Origin of the sequence: Bradyrhizobium sp. CCGB12 (assembly GCF_024199845.1) — a bacterium.
In the GTDB taxonomy this organism is placed as follows: Bacteria; Pseudomonadota; Alphaproteobacteria; order Rhizobiales; family Xanthobacteraceae; genus Bradyrhizobium.
Genome location: NZ_JANADO010000001.1, coordinates 2,018,064 through 2,031,262, shown reverse-complemented (window position 1 = coordinate 2,031,262; position 13,199 = coordinate 2,018,064). Strand labels below are relative to the sequence as shown.

At 64.9% G+C, this 13,199-nt stretch carries 16 protein-coding genes; 7 read left to right on the top strand and 9 right to left on the bottom strand.

Translation table 11 applies throughout. The annotated features are described in order from the left end of the window. Window positions 1-142 precede the first annotated feature (142 nt). Window positions 143-1,753 carry an IS1182 family transposase gene (locus tag NLM27_RS09715; RefSeq protein ID WP_254142551.1) on the bottom strand — a complete coding sequence of 537 codons (1,611 nt, stop codon included), beginning with the start codon at window positions 1,751-1,753 and terminating at the stop codon, window positions 143-145. A 281-nt stretch (window positions 1,754-2,034) separates the two neighbouring features. On the opposite strand from NLM27_RS09715, the gene NLM27_RS09710 reads away from it, so the two are divergent. Further along, the gene (locus tag NLM27_RS09710; protein ID WP_254148785.1) at window positions 2,035-3,087 is read left to right on the top strand and encodes a serine hydrolase; all 1,053 of its coding nucleotides are present in this window, start codon (window positions 2,035-2,037) and stop codon (window positions 3,085-3,087) included. Between the two features lie 9 nt (window positions 3,088-3,096). On the opposite strand, the gene NLM27_RS09705 is transcribed toward NLM27_RS09710, so the two are convergent. Beyond that, window positions 3,097-3,798 carry an SDR family oxidoreductase gene (locus tag NLM27_RS09705; protein WP_254143103.1) on the bottom strand — a complete coding sequence of 234 codons (702 nt, stop codon included), beginning with the start codon at window positions 3,796-3,798 and terminating at the stop codon, window positions 3,097-3,099. A 107-nt stretch (window positions 3,799-3,905) separates the two neighbouring features. Here NLM27_RS09705 and NLM27_RS09700 point away from each other — a divergent pair, with 107 nt between their 5' ends. Next, complete coding sequence (locus NLM27_RS09700; RefSeq protein ID WP_254143102.1) at window positions 3,906-4,748, top strand: GNAT family N-acetyltransferase; 843 nt, start codon at window positions 3,906-3,908, stop codon at window positions 4,746-4,748. 1 nt (window position 4,749) lies between these two features. On the opposite strand, the gene NLM27_RS09695 is transcribed toward NLM27_RS09700, so the two are convergent. Beyond that, window positions 4,750-5,208 (bottom strand): hypothetical protein, encoded by a 459-nt coding sequence (locus tag NLM27_RS09695; protein ID WP_254143101.1) that lies wholly within the window; start codon window positions 5,206-5,208, stop codon window positions 4,750-4,752. Window positions 5,209-5,493: 285 nt separating this feature from the next. Here NLM27_RS09695 and NLM27_RS09690 point away from each other — a divergent pair, with 285 nt between their 5' ends. Further along, the gene (locus NLM27_RS09690) at window positions 5,494-5,775 is read left to right on the top strand and encodes a hypothetical protein (protein WP_254143100.1); all 282 of its coding nucleotides are present in this window, start codon (window positions 5,494-5,496) and stop codon (window positions 5,773-5,775) included. Between the two features lie 53 nt (window positions 5,776-5,828). On the opposite strand, the gene NLM27_RS09685 is transcribed toward NLM27_RS09690, so the two are convergent. From NLM27_RS09685 to NLM27_RS09660, 6 genes are all read right to left on the bottom strand, one after another. Continuing rightward, complete coding sequence (locus NLM27_RS09685; RefSeq protein WP_254143099.1) at window positions 5,829-6,110, bottom strand: hypothetical protein; 282 nt, start codon at window positions 6,108-6,110, stop codon at window positions 5,829-5,831. Between the two features lie 12 nt (window positions 6,111-6,122). Continuing rightward, the gene (locus tag NLM27_RS09680; protein WP_254143098.1) at window positions 6,123-6,584 is read right to left on the bottom strand and encodes a curlin; all 462 of its coding nucleotides are present in this window, start codon (window positions 6,582-6,584) and stop codon (window positions 6,123-6,125) included. 45 nt (window positions 6,585-6,629) lie between these two features. Next, window positions 6,630-7,040 (bottom strand): curlin, encoded by a 411-nt coding sequence (locus NLM27_RS09675; protein ID WP_254143097.1) that lies wholly within the window; start codon window positions 7,038-7,040, stop codon window positions 6,630-6,632. Between the two features lie 26 nt (window positions 7,041-7,066). Continuing rightward, window positions 7,067-7,459, bottom strand: a complete 393-nt coding sequence (locus NLM27_RS09670) for a curlin (RefSeq protein ID WP_254143096.1) — start codon at window positions 7,457-7,459, stop codon at window positions 7,067-7,069. Between the two features lie 119 nt (window positions 7,460-7,578). Beyond that, entirely contained in the window at window positions 7,579-7,980 is a 402-nt protein-coding gene (locus NLM27_RS09665) for a curlin subunit CsgB (RefSeq protein ID WP_254143095.1), read from the bottom strand. Between the two features lie 166 nt (window positions 7,981-8,146). After that, window positions 8,147-8,806, bottom strand: a complete 660-nt coding sequence (locus tag NLM27_RS09660; RefSeq protein WP_254143094.1) for a response regulator transcription factor — start codon at window positions 8,804-8,806, stop codon at window positions 8,147-8,149. A 602-nt stretch (window positions 8,807-9,408) separates the two neighbouring features. Between NLM27_RS09660 and NLM27_RS09655 the strand changes: the two genes are divergently transcribed. The 4 genes from NLM27_RS09655 to NLM27_RS09640 are packed head-to-tail and all read left to right on the top strand — an operon-like array spanning window position 9,409 to window position 13,106. Then, the gene (locus tag NLM27_RS09655; protein ID WP_254143093.1) at window positions 9,409-10,836 is read left to right on the top strand and encodes an efflux RND transporter periplasmic adaptor subunit; all 1,428 of its coding nucleotides are present in this window, start codon (window positions 9,409-9,411) and stop codon (window positions 10,834-10,836) included. After that, window positions 10,833-11,558, top strand: coding sequence for an ABC transporter ATP-binding protein (locus NLM27_RS09650; protein WP_254143092.1), 726 nt, complete (start codon window positions 10,833-10,835; stop codon window positions 11,556-11,558). The genes NLM27_RS09655 and NLM27_RS09650 overlap by 4 nt, the downstream gene beginning before the upstream one ends. Beyond that, window positions 11,555-12,778, top strand: coding sequence for an ABC transporter permease (locus NLM27_RS09645; RefSeq protein ID WP_254143091.1), 1,224 nt, complete (start codon window positions 11,555-11,557; stop codon window positions 12,776-12,778). Before NLM27_RS09650 ends, NLM27_RS09645 begins: the two co-directional genes overlap by 4 nt. A gap of 52 nt (window positions 12,779-12,830) precedes the next feature. After that, window positions 12,831-13,106, top strand: a complete 276-nt coding sequence (locus tag NLM27_RS09640) for a response regulator transcription factor (protein WP_254143090.1) — start codon at window positions 12,831-12,833, stop codon at window positions 13,104-13,106. Window positions 13,107-13,199 lie beyond the last annotated feature (93 nt).

Below are 13,199 nucleotides of genomic sequence, written 5' to 3'. Positions count from 1 at the left end.
CAATGATTGTTAGCTCATTAGCTAAGTTTAATTTGTGGCGCGTAGCCCGGATGAAGCGAAGCGCAATCCGGGACCTTTCGTGCTCTCGGCAGAAACCCCGGATTACGCTTCGAGGCTGGGCAAGTATTTGTTTGGGCGCGGCTTACGCGGCATATCGGAAAATTGGACGGATTTGGGCTCGGATTGGCGCTGGAGCGGGCCGTATCCGGGTGATGATGTCGGTGATGTCGGTGATGGCGTTGAGCAGCAAGAGTGCCAAATGCGGAAGCCGGCTTGCCAGATAGGCCATGAAGGCGTCGAGGCCGAGAATGCTGAGGACTCGGGAGAAATTGTAGCAAAGCGCCATCAGGCTCCATTCGCCACAGACTTTGTCGAAGCCGCGGACGAGGAAGTGGCGGTAGCCGGCCCGGCATTTGATGGTGCCGAAGGGGTGTTCGGCGAGTTCGGCGCGGCGGCGCATCTGGGCCTCGGCGCCCTGCATCCGCGCGCGATGCCGATCCAGCACCGCTTCATGCTCCCAGCGCTGGACGGTGCGCGTCGGGATCTTGACGGTGACACAGCGCGCGCGCAGCGGGCAGGCGTCGCAATCTGACTTGCGGCTGACATACCTGATCTCGATCCGGTTGCCGTTGGTCTTGCGACCGTCCGTGGGACGCAGCTGCTTGCCGGCGGGACAGCGATAGACATCCGCTTCGGCGTCGTAGGCGAACGCCTCATGGCTGATGCGATCCTGCGCTTCGAGCCGCGTGGTTCGCTTGGCCAGCGGAACGTAGGCGGCAATGCCGTTCTCCTCGCAGTCCTTGAGCGTATGGCCGTTGTAGTAGCCGGTATCGGCGAGAACCGTCAGCGTCTCGACGCCAAGCTCGTCCTTTGCGGCCTTGGCCATGTCGTAAAGCTGGCCGCTATCGTTGCCGTCGTTGACGACCTCGCTCGCCGCGATCAGAGCGTGCTTGTCGTCGACGCCGATCTGAACGTTATAGCCTGCCACCACCTGGCCGTTCTTCGACAACAGGCGGGCATCCGGATCGGTTCGCGACAGCTGCGTCTGCCCGCTCTCCTCCAGTCGTGCCAGATCGGCCTGCAAGCTGGCGCGCTTGGCCATCAACGCCGCCACCTCTTGTGCGAGGTCTCCGCCGCGACTGCCATCGCCTCCGCCATCCCGCCCCGCGGGTGGACGTTCCACCTCGGCGCTGTCGTTGGCCTCGAGCGTGGCACCATAGGCTTCAATATCCTGCTCGATCTCCGCCAGCCGCTTGGCGAGCTTGCGCTGCGTTTTGATGCTCGCCTTGCTGGCGTTGCCATCAAAAAACGCACCGTCGATCGCCACAACCTCTCCGCCAATCAGACCGAGTTCGCGCAGCATCAGCACAAACTCCCGGTTCACCGCCTTGAGCGTCTTCCAGTTCTCCTGGCGGAACTTGGCGATGGTGCGATAGCCCGGCACCAGGCGCTTCATCAGCCAGATCAGTTCCAGATTGCGCCGGGCTTCGCGCTCCAGGTTGCGCGACGACCGGATCCGGTTCAGGTAGCCATAAAGATAAAGCTTCAGCAGGTCGGCCGGGTCATAAGGTGGCTGTCCAGCCCCGCCGCTCGATCCGGCATGGCGGAAGCCAAGCTTCCCGAGGTCAAGCGCTGCAACAAAAGCCTCGATCACCCGAACCGGATTGTCGCCGGCCACATAATCTTCCACCCGCGCCGGCAGAAGGCTCGGCTGATCCCGCCTGACGCCGGTTTTGAAGGTACGATTCGTCATGCCGAATCCTACCTTCACTCGATGTTAGAATCTTGCCCAGTCTCGAAGCGCAATCCGGGCTACGAAACTACGAACAGCGATCCGCAAGGCGGGACCCACAACGCGCAATCGTGAATTGGGACGTCCGCCCCTTCACGCTAAGAAGGGCGTGAATCACATCATGCGTCAGAGCCGTGCCGTCTGTTGTTACCTCATCGCACCTCACCCGGCGGGCGCTCGCCCGGGCAGCGCTCGTTCCGCTCGCCCTTGCCTGGCCGCGCCGCGCCGCGGCGGATTCCGACATGATCGCGCAGATGCGCGACATCGTTGCCAACGAGCTCGCGCCGACCGCGACGCCGGAACATGCGGGCGGCCTTGCCGCCGCGCTCTATGCCGGCGGCCACGTCGAGTTCTTCAACTACGGTTTCGCCGATGATGCCGCCAAACGGCCGGTGACGTCGGACACGCTGTTCAATCTTGCCTCCCTGCGAAAGCCGTTCGAGGCAACCCTCGTGGCACTCGGCACGCTGCGCGGCGAGCTGCGGCTTGACGATCGCCTGCCGAAATACCTGCCCGAGCTGAACGGCGAGTACATCCGCCGCGTCACCGTCGGCGAGCTGGTCACGCACACCTCGGGGCTGCTGCTGCCGACCGACCATCCGCCCTGGCCGGACGAGCAGTTCAAGCGCGACCAGTTCATCGCCATGCTGAACGCCTTCGCGCCGGCCGCCGGCGTCGCACCCGGCCGGCAGCGAATCTACACCCATGCCGGCTACGTGCTGCTTCAGCTCGTGCTCGAGCGCCGCTACGGCACGCCGATCCGCGAGCTGATCCAGCACCGCATTCTCCGCCCGCTGGCCATGAATGCCACCTTCATCCCCGAGCGCGGCGAAGACAACCGCGCCGTCATGGACGAAGCCTGGATGCGGCGCGCGGTCCAGGGTTATTCGGATCAAGGCACGGCGATCGGCCCGATCGGCAACCAGCAGAGCTATTTTGACTTTCCCGGCACCGGCCAGATGTTTTCTTCGGCGCGAGACCTCGCGACTTTCGTTGCGGCCGCGGTCGACGGACGGGCGATCGATCCGCATCTGCGCGAAGCCCTACGGATGACGCAGCGCGAGGTCTTCCGTGTCGACGAGAAGTTCGGACAGGGCATGGCCTGGGAGAGCGTGCATCTTTCCGGCGTCACCGTCGTCGACAAGCCGGGCGGCCTCAACAACGCCTCCGGCTATCTCGGCCTCGTGCCGGCGCAGCGGCTCGGCATCGTCCTGCTCGCCAACCGCGGCGAGTATCCGCATGAGATGGCGCGCTACAAGATCCTGCCAAAGCTGGCGCGGCTCGTCGCTTCCTAGGACGCGGCTTCAAACCGAGCGCGTCAGCCCGCCGTCGACGCGGATGTTCTGGCCGGTAATGTAAGCCGCGCCGTCGGACGCGAGGAACGAGACCGTCGCCGCAACCTCCTCGACCTTGCCGTAGCGCTTCATCGGCACGCTGTCGCGGCGCGCATCCAGCTGCGGCAGGCTGTCGATCCAGCCCGGCAGCACGTTGTTCATGCGGACATTGTCGGCGGCGTATATATCGGTGAAGATCTTCGTGAAGGCGGCGAGCCCTGCCCGGAACACCGCCGACGTCGGAAACATCGCGCTGGGCTCGAACGCCCAGGCGGTCGAGATGTTGATGATGGCGCCGCTCTTCTGCGCCTGCATCACCGGCGTCACCAGCCGGGTGGGACGGATCACGTTGAGCAGATACGTATCGAGACCGGCATGCCACTGCTCGTCGGTGATCTCCGTGATCGGCGCGCGCGGGCCGTGGCCGGCGCTGTTGACGAGCACGTCGATCCGCCCCCATCTGGCCAGTGCGCCGTCGACGAGGCGCTTCAGGTCGTCATTGGACTTGTTCGAGCCGGTGACGCCGAAGCCGCCGAGTTCGGCAGCCAGGGCCTCGCCCTTGCCGGAGGACGACAGGATCGCGACGCCAAACCCGTCCGCTGCCAGCCGCCGCGCGGCCCCCGCGCCCATGCCGCTGCCGCCCGCGGTGACGAGTGCAACCTTCTCCGCCATGACCGATCATCCTCTGTGATACCGTTGAGGCGAGCCGCAGGCCCGGCCTATCATGAGGCCTTCTACCGCCGGACCCGCCGCCAGGTCCACCGCCGAGAGCATCCGTCATGAGCGATTTGCAGATCCGCAATTTACGCCCCGAGGAGATTGCCGTCGCCATCGACTGGGCCGCGGCCGAGGGCTGGAATCCGGGCCTTGCCGATGCCGCCTGCTTCGCGATCCCCGATGGGCAAGGCTTCTTCGTCGGCGAGATCGACGGCGAGCCGGTCGCGACCGTCTCCTGCGTCAATTACGACGACCGCTTCGCCTTCCTCGGCTTCTACATCGTACGCGCAGGTTTTCGCGGCAGAGGCCATGGCCTGCGCATCTGGAACGCGGCGATCGCGCATGCGGGCGCGCGGGTGATCGGGCTCGATGGCGTCGTCGCGCAGCAGGATAATTACAAAAGATCCGGCTTCCAGCTCGCCTACGCCAATATCCGCTATGGCGGCATCGTGGCCGCACCACCGAAATCGCCCGCCGAAATCGTCGCCCTCGACAAGATCCCGTTTGCAATTGTTGAAGCCGATGACGCCACCGTCTTCCCTGCCGCGCGCAGCGCCTTCCTGCGCGCCTGGATCAACACGTCAGGACATATCGGTCGCGCGTTGCTGCGCGACGGCAAGCTCGCCGCATGGGGCGTGATCCGGCCGTGCCGGACCGGCCACAAGATCGGCCCGCTCGTCGCCGACAATCGCGCGGCCGCGGAAGCGATCATGCAGGCGTTGCTGGCGAGCGCAGACGGCGGCGAGATCTTCCTCGATGTCCCCGCCGTCAATCGCGAGGCCATCGCGCTCGCGGGCGGGCTCGGGCTCAAGCCGGTGTTCGAGACGGCGCGGATGTACACGGGGCCGATCCCGCCGCTGCGTATCGACCGCGTCTTCGGCGTGACCAGCTTCGAGCTGGGCTAGCTCAGTAGCAGCGCATGATGTTGACGGTGTGCTCGATGCCGCCGCGGCCGGGCACCGTAACCTGCTCCGTCGGGCAGCTCGGCACATAAGGCCGGTCGGACGGCACGACGTTCGGCGGGAAGCGATGCGCCCAGTCCCAGGGAACGTCATAGGTGTAGGTGTAGCGCACATCGTTGGAGAGCGGCTGCGCCGCCTCGCCAAAGGGCTGGCTGTACGTCGCGCCGTCGTAGAAGAACCCGCCGCCACCGGGCCAGTAGACAAAGGCATTGTTGCGACGGTGGAACCGGGCCCCCGGCCCGATCGGCGCACGCGCCATTGCACCTGGAGGCGCGGCGGCCATTCCATGCGGCGCGCCGCCGCCGGGTCTGGCAAAACTGTCGCTGGGGCTAAGGAGCAGCGCGGCTGCGCCGAGGGAGGCGAATAGCGCCCCAAATGATCTGCCATGTGATCTGGACATCATGATACGCACCAACTCGTTTGGCTTCGCAGATAGCGGCTCCCCACCGCACGCTAGGCCGGGCTCTCGCCCGCCCGCAAACGTATAATTAATTATTGGTTAAGACACGCGATTAACGGGGAACATGGTGCGGCAGAACGCCCGGGATTCCCGTCGCATTCAGCCGTTTCGTTCCACAGCACGCGATTCATATCCAGTTGATCGGAGTTGATCGCGGGCCGGCCAACCCGTCCGGAACGCTCCCGCATTGCAACCGTTGGCCCCCGACACAAGCAAGGAGCATCTCCAATGCAGAACAAGTCAAAACTCCTCTGCCTGATCACGGCATCGCTCGTCGCGGGCACTGCGGCCGCCTCGGCACAGGGTTACGATTGGAACGGCCCGCGCGTGGGTTGGGACCGCACCGCGCCCGCCTACGAACCGGTTCAGCCTCGCGCGTATTATCCTGATGTCGCCGGGTCCTATGGCGCGCTCAACGGCAGCAACCATCCGACCCCGAGTTCGTCGCAGGGCGATGTCGGCCCTGAAGGCAACAACAACGGCACGCTGACCGGCATCTATCGCTGGTAAGGCCGCACGACACGAGGCCCACGGTCCCGCAACGGACGGTGGGCCTTCGTGCGTCAGCGGCCTTGCTGCTTGCGCAGCCAGTCGAGCATGTCCTGCGGATTGCCGGTGCCTTGCGACACGATCGCGGTGTTTCCGCCGCTGCGGCGGTAGACCGTCGTGCGTCCCGGCTCTTTCTCAATTCTGACTTCGGCCTGCGCGGGATCGCCGCTCTGCGTGATCACGGACGTGCCGTTCTCGTCCTGAACCACCGTGGTGTGACCGTCGCCGGCCCCGGCCGGCGCTGCCGCAACCACGCTCATGATCCCTATTCCGGATGCCAGCAGAAGCAACTTCATGTCACACCTCCATCATCGGCCGAACTGGAAGATCACCAGCCAGTTGAAACGCCCGAACTGCCTCACCGCTCCCGTGTTCATGTCTCCGATCTGGAGCAGGAGCGCGTTGGTGGAATTGCCGATCTGGGTGATCTCGGCGATGTTGCTCACGCCGGACTGACCGATCGCCGCATTGGTGGGGCCGCCGACCTGGGTCACGTTGGCATAGTTGCGCGTGCCGTTCTGGATGATGGTCGCGTCCACCGTCCCGGTCCCGCCGATCTGGATCACCCGCGCGATGTTGATGCGGCTGTTCTCCTCGATCGTAACAGGCTGAACGTTGTCGCCGAATTGCACGACCGTCTCGATGCTGACGTTCCGGTTGGTCACGCTGCGCTGGACGGATCCGGCCGACGCCTGCGTCGCCGCGCCGACGGCGCCAATCAACACGGCCAGCGCGAAGCTCCGCCACAACACCTGTCTGCCGCATCGCATCGCGCTTCCCCGTTCGTTGTCGACGCCGACGAGATCGCTCGCCCGTCACGGGCTGGTCTGGACGATGGTCGAGCCGTTGACCGCACCGAACTGCTTGACCACACCCGTATTCATGGAGCCGAGCTGCGCGACGAGGCTGGTCGCCGACTGGCCGGCCTGACCGACGAACGCGAAATTGTTCGTCCCGGCCTGACCGATCGATGTCGAATTGGTCCCGCCGAATTGCAGGACGCCGGTGGCGTTGTTGGTGCCGTTCTGGACCACGGTCGCGCTGGTGCTGCCACCGATCATGAACACGCCCGCCATGTTGAGCTGACTATTCTGGTTCAACACGACGGGCGGTCCACCGACCGACACGATGGTCTTGATGTCGGCCGTCTGGGCACCGGCCGAGCCTGCACCGGCCGAGCACAGGGCGAGCATTGCGGCAAATGCACTTCCCAAAGGATGTTTCATGACATGCCTCGCAACTTCAGACTTGCTCACGGAGCCTGCTGCAGAATCGTCGATCCGTTCAGGATCCCGAGCTGTCCGACACCGGCCACATTGTTGGCGCCGATCTGGCCGATCAGGCTCGAATTGGAGCCGCCGACCTGGCCGGCCACCGCGGTGTTGGACGCGGTCGCGGTGGTACCGCCCTGCCCGATCACCGAGGTGTTGACAGTGAGCAGCGATCCCGTCTGCAACGTCGTCGCCTGGTTGGTCGCGCCGAACTGCATCGTGGTGGCGCTGTTGCTGGTGGACCCGCTCTGCGAGATGAAGGAGCTGTTGATCGTGCCGAATTGCAGCACGCTGGCCGAGTTGGCGGCCCTTGCATCGACGGAGGTCAGCGCGCCGAGCGCCACGACCGTCGCAACGAGATAGGTGATCCGCATGTGATTTCCTCCGCGGGAATAGGCGGGCGATCGCGACTGCTCGACCGGCCCGATTGCGCTCTTGTCGGGAATGGCCCGAACGCACCGACCTGAGTGCGTCCGGGCAAACGGTCCGTGCTTCAGTGCGCCGTCTGCGAGACGGTGCTGCCGTTGGTGCCGAACACGCTGAGCTGGCCGACGCCGGCGGAGTTGTTCTGGAGCGCGGCAGGCCCGAACGAGTTCTGGGTGATTGCGCTGGTGTTGTTGCCGAACGCCACCTGGCCGGTGTTCGCCGTGTTCTGCACGCCGACCTGGTTCACCGTGCTGCCGTTGTTGAGCGAGGCCGCACTTGTTCCCTGCATCGTGGTCGCAGTGTTCACGAGGCCGAGCTGGCTGGTCGACGAGGTGGAGTTGGTGAGGCCGTTCTGCGAAACGCTCGAACCGTTCACGAGGCCGACCTGCACGGTCGTCGACGTGTTGGCGGCCTGCGCCGCGGAGGACAAAGCGAGCACGGCAACGGAAGCAAAAATAAATTTACGCATGGAGTATCCCTTTCTGGCGAAGTTGTCCGACTTGGTTCGGATGTCGTCTCGAAGGAGGCCGACATCGCAGGGATGACTTTGAACCGATCGTGCTCCATGCGACAGACTGTAGTTCATGCTAGTCGGTACGGACTAGACGTTGCGCGGTGTCTCGCCACACGACGAGCTAGATGAGCGATTGTCGGACGCCGGGGCGCGACGTCTCCGCTTCGCGCTCCATGCTGTCGATCAGTCGCACCACTTCGATCGGCGATCGCAGCTCCAGCTTTCGCATCATCCTGGCGCGATGCACCTTCACGGTCACCTCGCTCACGCCGAGCTTCGCCGCGATCTGCTTGGCGACGAGCCCCTCGGCCATCAGCAGCATGATCTCGCGCTCCCTCGCCGTCAGCGTCTCGACGCGCTGCCGAGCGTCGCGCACGGCGTCTTCGCGCTCCATTCGTCTGCGGTCACGCTCGATGCCATGTCTGATCGCGTCGAGGATCTCCTGCTCGCGAAACGGTTTCGGCAGAAACTCGACCGCGCCGCGCTTCATGGCTTCGACCGAGACACGGACGTCGGAATGGCCGCTGATGAAAACGATCGGAATGGCGACGCCCGTCTCGGCCAGCCGGCGCTGCAGCTCGAGGCCGGTCGGCGACGTGCCGGGGAAACGGACGTCGAGCACGAGGCACGAAGGTCCGCCTGAAATACTCTCCGCGAGGAACTCCTCGGTCGACGCGAACAGCTTCACCTGATGCCCGGTCTCCTCGCAGAGACTTCCTATCGCGGTTCGAATCTGCACTTCGTCGTCAACGACGTAAACTGTGGCTTGACCTGGCCTCATGGCAACGGACTCCCCGGCTTGGGCTCGATGAACAAGCAACGAGCAATCCATTCTTCTTGCAAACGAGATCAAGGTGCTTGGATGAATTCGCGGAATCGAACGAACAACGTCGGTCCGCCGGTCAACGTCTTACGGCCAACACACGCCGGAGACGAGTGAAGGCGTTCACACATCCGGCTTCGTGATTGCGGTGATTGGGCGACTTCGGGCTCGCCGGCGGAGGAACCATGGCGCGGCGAAATCGAGAATGCGGTCGATCGGTGCCGTCGCCGTGGTCTCGCCAATCGCGTCATGGCATTGCCGCCCATGCGCCGATACGAACGCCAGCTGATGCCGCTTCGGCCAGACCAGACGGAACGTTCAGCCAGCTTGTCGAGTTCGATACCGCGCGCATCATATCGATACGCTCGGTATGCGTTCCCTTCAAATCACGAAAGCGTCGCACCCACCGACTTTACTTCTGGATCGTCAGGCGCACCCGACCGTCGCCCCGGCAACGGCGACATAATGACAATCGATATTACTTTGGAAGATTTACAACATAGCGCGATCTTTGTCCGTGCCGCCAGCGAAGCCATTTTTCAAGAGGCGGGGTTTTTGATATGCGATTTGTGCCATTTATTGCCTTGCTCGGAACGTCATGCGGTCTCGCTGCGGTCTACGCCGCGGGGCCGGCCGTCATCACCGGCGCAGCGGAGAGCGCGGCAGGCAGGGCCGCCCGCGCCTTTGACTCGACCAGGCGGCTGCTCGTGCCGGTGGGGCGCGAGGCCGCTACCTTCGGGGCGGATGCGCCGATGTTCCGCTATGCCTCGATCCAGCGCGGCAGCATCGAGCAGACCGTCACCGTCACCGGCGCCCTCCAGCCGGTCAAGACGATCGAGGTGGGCTCTCAGTTATCCGGGCAGCTCGCCAGGGTCTATGTCGACTTCAACGACACCGTCGCTAAGGATCAGCCGCTCGCTTTGATCGATCCGCGCAGCTTTGCGGCCAAGGTCGACGAAGCCAGGGCTTCGCTTGCCGTCGCTAACTCGCTGGTCGACGTCGCGCGGGCCAAGCTCGATCGCGCCAGGATCGATCTGCAAAACGCCAGGGGCAGCCGCGATGTGCTCGCCGCCAAGCTCGAGAGCGCGCAGGCGGTCAAGTCCTCGGCGCAGAAGACCCTCCAGCGCAAGCTGGCGCTCCAGTCGCAAAACGTGGTGGCGACGACGACGGTCGACGACGCGCAGACGGAGTTCACGGCGCGTCTCGCCCAGGAACGCGAAGCCGAGGTGCTGATGTCCCTCAACTCCTACTCGGTCGATGGCGCGCAGGCCGACGTCCGCCGGATCGAGGCGGAACTGCAACAGGTACGCATGGCGGTGCCGGAGAAAGCGGCCGTTCTCGCCGCAGCGCAGGCCGATCTCGACCGCACCGTGATCCGTTCGCCGATCGACGGCGTCGTCGTCGGCAGGTTCGTGAACGAGGGCCAGACGCTCGCGGTCGGACTTGAATCGCGCACCACCTTCGTGGTCGCGCACCGCTTGGAGGACATGGAGATTCATGCGCAGGTCGACGAAGCCGATATCGGGCGCATCGCCCCCGGCCAGCGCGCCCATTTCACCGTCGACGCCTATCCGGACCGCCGCTTCGAGGCGGTGGTGCGGCAGGTGCGCAAGGCGCCGCAGACTCAGCAGCACGTCGTCACCTACACCGTCGTTCTCGCCACCTCCAATCTCGACGGCGCGCTGCTGCCGGGCATGACGGCCCTGGTGAAGATCGTGATCGAGCGGCAGGACGACGTGCTGAAGGTGCCGCTCGCGGCGCTGCGCTTCCAGCCTGCCGGCACGCGTCCGGACACCGCTGCACGCAGCAGCGTGTGGGTGCGCACGACAAGCGGCGCGCTCCAGCGTGTTGCCGTGACGGTCGGCGCGGCCGGCACCGAACAGGTCGCGCTCAGGAGCGGAGATCTGGTCGAGGGCAGCCAGGTCGCCGTCGGCCAGGCCATCCGTCCGGCAGGCATGGAATTTCTCGGGATCAGGTTCGGGTCATGACCGCCTCTCCGCCCCTTATCAGCCTCCAATCAGTCAGCAGGATCTATCGCACCGACGGCGTAGCCGTGGCCGCCGTGCGCAATGTCAGCTTCGACATCGCGCAAGGCGAGATCGTCGCCGTGATGGGACCGTCCGGCTCCGGCAAGTCGACGCTGATGAACATGATCGGCCTGCTCGACCTGCCGAGCGAGGGCGCAATCCATCTCGAAGGGACTAACGTCGCCGATCTCTCGGAAGATCGCCGATCAGCCTTGCGCGCCCGCAGCATCGGCTTCGTGTTCCAGTCCTACAATCTGCTCGCCCGCCACGATGCGATCGAGAACGTCGCGCTGCCCCTGGTCTATTGCGGCATCGGTCGCAGGGAACGTCTGGCGCGCGCCGAGCAGAGTTTGGAGGCCGTCGGCATGCTGCACCGGGCCCATCACTTCCCGCGGCAGCTCTCGGGCGGCGAGCAGCAGCGCGTTGCGATTGCGCGCGCATTGATCGCCTCTCCGCTGATCGTGCTCGCCGACGAGCCGACCGGCGCACTCGACAGCCGAACCGGCGCCGAGATCCTGGCGCTGTTCGCCGCACTCAACCGGACGGGCCAGACCGTGGTGATGATCACCCATGATCCCGGCATCGCGACACGGTGCCGGCGCACGATCCGCCTGCATGATGGCGAGCTCGTCAGCGACGAGACCCTGGTCCCGGTCCTGCCGAAACGGAGCGCTGCGTCATGACGATGCTTCAGGGCTTTCAGATCGCTCTGCATGCCTTGCGCCTCAATCCGCTGCGCAGCTTCCTTACCATGCTCGGCATCGTGATCGGCGTTGCCTCGATCGTGACTGTGTTCGCGATCGGATCCGGCGCGCAGCTTCGCCTCCAGGAGCAGATCCGCTCGATCGGCGCCAACGTGCTGATGATCACGCCCGGCGCGGTCTACCAGGGCGGCGTGCGGCTCAAGGACGGCAGCAAGCTGACGATGACCGAGAGCGACGTGCAGGCGATCCTCGAGCAAATTCCGGAGATCCAGGCTGCGGCCGGCTCGATCGCCGGAACGGCGCAGGTGATCCACGAGGGCAAGAACTGGAATACGACCATCAACGGCACGACAACAGGACATTTCATGGTACGCGACTGGCAGCTTGCGAGCGGGCGCTATTTTTCCGCGACCGAGGAGGCCGGCGCCGGCAAGGTCGTGATGCTCGGAAGCACGGTGGCCCGCGAGCTGTTCGCGCCCGGCGACGATCCGATCGGCGCGCAGATCAGGATCATGAAGGTGCCACTCGAAGTGGTCGGCGTCCTCGATCGCAAGGGACCGGCGCAGGACGACGTCGCTTTCGTGCCGCTCACCACGGCCAAGCTGCGCTTCCTCGGCAGCGCAAGCAACATCAACCGGGACTCGGTCGCCTACATCATCGCCAAGGTCGCTGCGGACGGCCAGATGGCGGGCGCGCGATCGGAGATCGAGAACCTGCTGCGGCAGCGCCACCGTGTTCCCTCCGGCCAGGAGGACGACTTCAAGGTCCAGGATCCCGCCGCCGCCATGGAGGCGCAGCAGGGAGCGATCCGCACCGTCGCGCTGCTGCTCGTCGCCATAGCCTCGGTCTCGCTGCTCGTCGGCGGCATCAGCATCATGAACGTCATGATCGTCTCGGTCACCGAGCGCACGCGGGAGATCGGAATCCGCCGCGCGCTTGGCGGGCGGATGCGCGATATCCGTCTTCAGTTTCTCTGCGAGGCACTCGTTCTCTGTCTGCTCGGCGGCGCCATCGGCGTCGCCGCCGGCGTCACGCTCTCGATGACGGTCGCCCGCATGGCCGGGTGGATCACCTCGATCGACGGTCAGGCGATCGGCCTTGCCCTCGTCTTCTCGATCGTGACCGGCCTCATCTTCGGTTTCTATCCCGCCCACAAGGCATCCAAGCTCAGCCCGATCGAGGCACTCAAGACGGAGTGAAACACATGCTGGGAGTGACCACATCCAACCCAAGATCAGGGAGGAGCCAGCCATGAGTCGGGATCCAAAGGACTCGATTGCACCGACACCGCGCGAGCGCGAGCTCATGATGCTGATCGCCCGGGGGATGCAGAACAAGAACATCGCCTACGAGCTCAAGATCTCCGAGAACACGGTGCGGGCGCACATCGGCAACATCATGCGCAAGTACCGTCTCCAGAACCGGACTCAGATCGCGATCATCTTCGCCCTGCACGCGGCGCCGCCATCGCTCCGGCGCGACCTCGCCAATGGTCGCGGCTATGCGAAGACGACAGCGCCGGCGTAGGCGCTCACGCAGGCGACGCTGGTGCCGACCGCGCCGGATTGACCGTTCCGGCCACAATCCCTTGCGTACGGGACGAGCGGGAGCCGGCCGGCT

Excerpts from the sequence above, each read along its gene's own strand:
- NLM27_RS09715 (WP_254142551.1), bottom strand. The coding sequence starts at position 1,753 with ATGACGAATCGTACCTTCAAAACCGGCGTCAGGCGGGATCAGCCGAGC.
- NLM27_RS09710 (WP_254148785.1), top strand. The coding sequence starts at position 2,035 with ATGATCGCGCAGATGCGCGACATCGTTGCCAACGAGCTCGCGCCGACC.
- NLM27_RS09705 (WP_254143103.1), bottom strand. The coding sequence starts at position 3,798 with ATGGCGGAGAAGGTTGCACTCGTCACCGCGGGCGGCAGCGGCATGGGC.
- NLM27_RS09700 (WP_254143102.1), top strand. The coding sequence starts at position 3,906 with ATGAGCGATTTGCAGATCCGCAATTTACGCCCCGAGGAGATTGCCGTC.
- NLM27_RS09695 (WP_254143101.1), bottom strand. The coding sequence starts at position 5,208 with ATGATGTCCAGATCACATGGCAGATCATTTGGGGCGCTATTCGCCTCC.
- NLM27_RS09690 (WP_254143100.1), top strand. The coding sequence starts at position 5,494 with ATGCAGAACAAGTCAAAACTCCTCTGCCTGATCACGGCATCGCTCGTC.
- NLM27_RS09685 (WP_254143099.1), bottom strand. The coding sequence starts at position 6,110 with ATGAAGTTGCTTCTGCTGGCATCCGGAATAGGGATCATGAGCGTGGTT.
- NLM27_RS09680 (WP_254143098.1), bottom strand. The coding sequence starts at position 6,584 with ATGCGATGCGGCAGACAGGTGTTGTGGCGGAGCTTCGCGCTGGCCGTG.
- NLM27_RS09675 (WP_254143097.1), bottom strand. The coding sequence starts at position 7,040 with ATGAAACATCCTTTGGGAAGTGCATTTGCCGCAATGCTCGCCCTGTGC.
- NLM27_RS09670 (WP_254143096.1), bottom strand. The coding sequence starts at position 7,459 with ATGCGGATCACCTATCTCGTTGCGACGGTCGTGGCGCTCGGCGCGCTG.
- NLM27_RS09665 (WP_254143095.1), bottom strand. The coding sequence starts at position 7,980 with ATGCGTAAATTTATTTTTGCTTCCGTTGCCGTGCTCGCTTTGTCCTCC.
- NLM27_RS09660 (WP_254143094.1), bottom strand. The coding sequence starts at position 8,806 with ATGAGGCCAGGTCAAGCCACAGTTTACGTCGTTGACGACGAAGTGCAG.
- NLM27_RS09655 (WP_254143093.1), top strand. The coding sequence starts at position 9,409 with ATGCGATTTGTGCCATTTATTGCCTTGCTCGGAACGTCATGCGGTCTC.
- NLM27_RS09650 (WP_254143092.1), top strand. The coding sequence starts at position 10,833 with ATGACCGCCTCTCCGCCCCTTATCAGCCTCCAATCAGTCAGCAGGATC.
- NLM27_RS09645 (WP_254143091.1), top strand. The coding sequence starts at position 11,555 with ATGACGATGCTTCAGGGCTTTCAGATCGCTCTGCATGCCTTGCGCCTC.
- NLM27_RS09640 (WP_254143090.1), top strand. The coding sequence starts at position 12,831 with ATGAGTCGGGATCCAAAGGACTCGATTGCACCGACACCGCGCGAGCGC.